At 73.4% G+C, this 4,998-nt stretch carries 2 protein-coding genes; both read right to left on the bottom strand.

All coding sequences use genetic code 11. The features are described 5' to 3' along the window. On the bottom strand, window positions 1-1,782 hold a 1,782-nt coding region (locus ACIRYZ_RS46105), incomplete at its 3' end, for a type I polyketide synthase (protein WP_402955639.1). 40 nt (window positions 1,783-1,822) lie between these two features. Further along, window positions 1,823-4,998: type I polyketide synthase (locus ACIRYZ_RS46100; protein ID WP_402955636.1), on the bottom strand; the 3,176-nt coding region annotated here is incomplete at its 5' end.

Here is a 4,998-nt window from a genome sequence, read left to right as displayed (position 1 = left end):
AGCGGCGAACACCGCCGACTCCTCCAGCAGACCCGCAGCCATCCCCGCCCACTGCGACCCCTGCCCCGGGAACACGAACACCGTACGACCGGCGGTTCGGCCCTCACCGGCCTCGCCCACGACCGTCCCGGCCGCCCCGGTTCCCTCGGCGATGCTCCGCAGACCGGCCAGTGCCTCCACCCGGTCGCGAGCCACCACGACACCGCGGTGCTCCAGCGCCGCCCGGCCCGTCGCCAGCGAGAACGTCATGTCCACGTCGCGCAGGTCGGCGGAGCCCTCGACGAACGCCGCCAGCTGCGCCGCCTGGGCGCGCAGCGCTGCCGCCGACTTCCCCGACAGCACCCACGGCACCACCGGCAGGGTGGACCCGTCGACGACCTCTTCGGCCGGCTCCTCCACCGGAGCCTGCTCCAGGATCACGTGCGCGTTCGTGCCGCTCACTCCGAAGGAGGAGACGGCGGCGCGCCTGAGTTCGTCGCCCGCCGCCCACTCCACCGGCTCGGTGAGCAGCGACACCGCGCCCGCCGTCCAGTCCACCTGCGGGGTGGGAGCGTCCACGTGCAGGGTGCGCGGCAGCACCCCGTGGCGCATCGCCATCACCATCTTGATCACACCGGCGACACCGGCGGCCGCCTGGGTGTGACCGATGTTCGACTTGACCGAGCCGAGCCACAGCGGCCGCTCCGCCGCGCGGTTCTGCCCGTAGGTCGCCAGCAGCGCCTGGGCCTCGATCGGGTCGCCGAGCTTGGTGCCGGTCCCGTGCGCCTCGACGGCGTCGACCTGGTCGGCCGTCAGGCGGGCGTTGGCCAGGGCGGCCCGGATCACCCGCTGCTGGGAGGGCCCGTTGGGCGCGGTCAGGCCGTTGGAGGCGCCGTCCTGGTTGACGGCGCTGCCGCGGACGATCGCGAGCACCGGGTGCCCGTTCCGTCGGGCGTCGGAGAGCCGCTCGACCAGCAGCATGCCGACGCCCTCCGAGAAGCCGGTGCCGTCCGCGCCCGCCGCGAAGGACTTGCAGCGCGCGTCGGGGGCCAGGCCGCGCTGGCGGGAGAACTCCACGAACATGCCGGCGCTGTTCATCACCGTCACACCGCCGGCCAGCGCCATGGTGCACTCACCCTGGCGCAGCGCCTGCACGGCCAGGTGCAGGGCGACCAGCGACGAGGAGCAGGCCGTGTCGACCGTCACCGCCGGCCCCTCCAGGCCGAACGAGTAGGAGATGCGGCCCGACGCGACACTGGCGGAGCTGCCGGTGCCGAGGTAGCCCTCCACGCCCTCGGGTATGGCGTTCAGCCGCGAGGCGTAGTCGTGGTAGATCACTCCGGCGAAGACACCGGTCCGGCTGCCGCGCAGCGACAGCGGGTCGATCCCGGCCCGCTCGAAGGCCTCCCAGGACGCCTCCAGCAGCAGCCGCTGCTGCGGGTCCATCGCCAGCGCCTCACGCGGGCTGATGTCGAACAGGCCGGCGTCGAACTCCTGGGCGTCGTAGACGAATCCGCCCTCGCGCACGTAGGACTTGCCGGGCCGCTCCGGGTCCGGGTCGTAGAGGTCGTCCCAGCCGCGGCCGCTCGGGAACTCCGAGATGGCGTCGCCGTCGTCGGCCAGCAGCTGCCACAGGTCCTCGGGGCCACGGACCCCGCCCGGGAGGCGGCAGCTCATCGAGACGATCGCGATCGGCTCGTGGTCCTTCTCCTCCAGCTCGTGGACCCGTCGGCGCGCCTGCTGCAGATCGGCGGTCGCGAACTTCAGGTATTCGCGGAGCTTGTCCTCGTTTGCCACTTTTATGTCAACTCCTTCAAGCGAAAGGGGTGTTCCACCGCTGGGTTCAGGAATTCCGGAATCCGTCGAGAACCGAGAAGAGTTCGTCGTCCGTTGCCGAGTCGATGCTGCTCTCCTCAAGCGCCGTACTCGTCGAATCCACGGAGCTACCCCACTTCGCGAGGAGCTTCTTCAGTCGGGTGGTGATTTCGGTGGCGGCGCTGCCGCCGGGTTCGAGCGCGGCCAGGGCGGCTTCCACGGTGTCCAGCTCTGCCAGTCCGGGTGCCCCGGCGTCGCCGTCGACGGCGCCGATCGTCGCGGACACGTGGTCCGCGAGCGCCACCGCCGTCGGGTAGTCGAAGACCGAGGTGGCCGGCAGGCGCAGCCCGGTGGCCGCGTTGAGCTGGTTGCGGATCTCGACCGCGGTCAGCGAGTCGACGCCCATGTCCAGGAATCCCCGGCGGACGTTCAGCGCCGCCGGGCCGTCCAGCCGCAGCACGGCGGCCACGGTGGTTCGGACCAGGTCGAGCAGGGCCCGGCTGCGCTCCGCCTCGGAGGCGCCGGCCAGGCGCTGCCGCAGCGCGGCCGCCGCGTCAGGGTTCGCGCCCGAGGAGGCCCGGCGGGCGGAGGCCCGCACCAGGCCGCGCAGCAGGGCGGGGACCTCGGAGGCTCCGGTACGCACCCCGGCCAGATCGATCCGGGCCGGGACCAGCAGGGCGTCTCCGGTCGCGCAGGCGGCGTCGAAGAGCTCCAGGCCCTCCTGCGACCGCATCGCGACCAGGCCGCCACCGGTGATGCGGCGGATCTGGGTGTCCTTCAACTGGCCAGTCAGGCTGCTGAGTTCAGCCCAGAAGCCCCAGGCGAGCGAGACGGCCGGCAGGCCCTGGGCCTTGCGGTGCTGGGCGAGCGCGTCCAGGAACGCGTTGGCCGTCGCGTAGTTGCCCTGGCCCGGGGAGCCGAAGGTGCCGGCCACCGCGGAGAACAGCACGAAGGCGGACAGGTCCAGGCCCTGGGTGAGCTCGTGCAGGTGCCAGGCGGCATCGACCTTGGGGCGCAGGACGGTGTCGAAGCGCTCAGGGGTGAGCGACTCGATCACGCCGTCGTCCAGCACGCCCGCCGTGTGCACCACCCCGGTGAGGGGGGCCTCGGCGGGGACCTGGGCGAGCATCTCAGCCAGAGCCGCGCGGTCGGCGACGTCGCAGGCCGCCAGCGTGACCTTGGCCCCGGCCTCGGTCAGCTCCGCCATCAGCTCGGCCGCACCCGGGGCAGCCTCGCCCCGACGGCTGGCCAGCAGCAGACGGCGCACGCCGTGCCGGACCACCAGGTGACGGGCCACCAGAGCGCCCAGGGTGCCGGTCGCACCGGTGACCAGCACCGTGCCACCGGCGGCGAAGTCAAGCCCGTCCACCGTCTCATCACCGGAGGCCACACCCGCAACGCGCGCCAGGCGCGGCGCGAACGCCGTACCGCCGCGCAGGGCAACCTGCGGCTCGCTACCGGCCACCGCGAACGGCAGAACGCGCGAGGCATCCTCACCATCGACGTCCAGCAGGACGATCCGCCCCGGGTGCTCGGACTGCGCCGAACGCACCAGCCCCCACACCGACGCGGCAGCCAGATCGGCGACGTCCGCGCCGGGCTCCACCGCGACGGCGCCCTGGGTCACCAGCACCAGCCGGGAGTCGGCCCACCGCTCATCGGCAACCCACGCCTGCACCACCGCCAGCACCCGGGCAGCCGTCTCGCGGACACCAGCGATCGGGTCCTCCGTGCCGACGACCATGGGAAGCAGAACCGCCCCCGGGACCTCCGCCCCGGCATCGATCGCCTCGGCCAGCGCCGCCAGATCCTCGAACCGCTCACCGGCCACACTGCTCAGGCCCGCGGGCACCTCGCCCAGCCAGACCCGGCCGGCCGGCGCCGCGACCTCGTCGGGCACCCGAAGCTCGGTCCAGTCGATCCGGAACAGCGAGTCCCGGCCGGCGCTGCGGGCCGCCCGCACCTGGTCCAGCGTTATCGGTCGGGAGAGCAACGACTCCACCGAGATCACCGGGGTACCGGCGGTGTCCGCCGCGTGCAGGGACATCGCGTCGGTGCCCGTGGGGGCCAGCCGGACCCGCAGGGCGGCGGCGCCGACCGCGTTCAGCGACACCCCCGACCACGCGAACGGCAGCCGACCCTGGCCCTCCTGCTCCATCGCGCCCAGCGCCACCGCGTGCAGCGTCGAGTCGAACAGGGCCGGGTGGATGCCGAAGCGGGCGGCCTGGCCGTGCTCCTCGGCGGGCAGGGCGACCTCGGCGAAGACCTCCTCGCCCCGGCGCCAGGCGGCCCGGACGCCTCGGAAGACCGGGCCGTAGGTGAACTCGCGCTCGGCGAACCGCTCGTACAGGTCCGTCACGTCGAGGGCGACGGCATCCCGCGGCGGCCAGACCATCAGATCGGGCGCGGCGGCACCGGCGGCAGCAACTGCCGCGGCGGCGGCCTCAGTGGCCAGCGTGCCGGTGGCGTGACACACCCACGCACCCGCCAGCTCCTCGTCGGTGCCCGCCTCGTGGATGCGCGAGTGGAGGCTGAGGGAGCGGCGGCCGGTCTCGTCCGACTCGCCGACGGCGAGCTGGATCTGGACACCGCCACGCTCGGGCACCACCAACGGCGCCTCCAGCGTCAGTTCCTCGACGTGGTCGCAGCCGACCTGCTCACCGGCGCGCAGCGCCAGTTCCAGCATCCCGGTGCCGGGCACCAGGACCGTGCCGGCCACCGCGTGATCAGCAAGCCACGGGTGGGTGCGCAGGGACAGACGACCGGTGAACAGGAAGCCGTCACCGCCCGCGAGCGCCACCGCCGCTCCCAGCAGCGGATGGTCGGCCGAACCGAGACCGGCGGAGACCACATCACCCACGCCACCCGCCGGAGCGTCCAGCCAGTAGTTCTCGTGCTGGAAGGCGTAGGTGGGCAGCTCGACCCGCTGGGTGTCCTGGCCCGTGAACAGGCGCTGCCAGTCGAGGGTGACGCCGTGGACGTACGCCTCGGCGAAGGAGGTCAGCAGCCGTTCCAGGCCGCCCTCCTCGCGCCGCAGCGTGCCCACCGCCAGCACCCGGCCCGCGTCCACGCCAGCACCGGCGGCCTCGGCGGCCTCGGCGGTGTCCTGGATGCCCATCGTGAGCACCGGATGCGGACTGGCCTCGATGAACGCCTGGTGCCCCTGCCCCAGCAGGAAACCCACCGCCTCCTCGAACCGCACCG

Origin of the sequence: Kitasatospora sp. NPDC101155 (assembly GCF_044768305.1) — a bacterium.
Classification (GTDB): Bacteria; Actinomycetota; Actinomycetes; order Streptomycetales; family Streptomycetaceae; genus Kitasatospora.
Note: the sequence above shows the minus strand (reverse complement) of the source record. Positions and strands in the feature narration are given on the sequence as shown.